1 protein-coding gene is annotated in these 266 nt (G+C 68.0%); it reads right to left on the bottom strand.

Going from position 1 to position 266, the window contains the following annotated elements:
- Nucleotides 1-212 (bottom strand): MBL fold metallo-hydrolase (locus ACRHOZ_RS21010; protein WP_431130244.1); only part of this gene is annotated, 212 nt, incomplete at its 3' end.
- Between the last annotated feature and the right edge of the window lie 54 nt (nucleotides 213-266).

Raw genomic sequence — 266 nt, 5'->3', positions numbered from 1 at the left:
CCGAGCTCGGCGATATGGTCGCTGTGTAAATGGGTGAGCAGCACCGCCGACAATCCTGCGGCGCCCACACCGACGGCCGCCGCGCGTTGCAGCACGCCGCGACCGCAGTCCACCAGGAACGCCTGCGCGCCGGCCCGCACCAGAGTGGATGGTCCGGCACGGTCCGGGTCGGGAATGGGGCTCCCAGTTCCGAGCAACGTGATCTCAAGCATGGCCCTATCCTGACAAGCTCGATGGATCCAGCGGCCCCGATCGACCGATTCGGC

Origin of the sequence: Flagellimonas flava (assembly GCF_050617915.1) — a bacterium.
Classification (GTDB): Bacteria; Bacteroidota; Bacteroidia; order Flavobacteriales; family Flavobacteriaceae; genus Flagellimonas; species Flagellimonas flava_A.
Note: the sequence above shows the minus strand (reverse complement) of the source record. Positions and strands in the feature narration are given on the sequence as shown.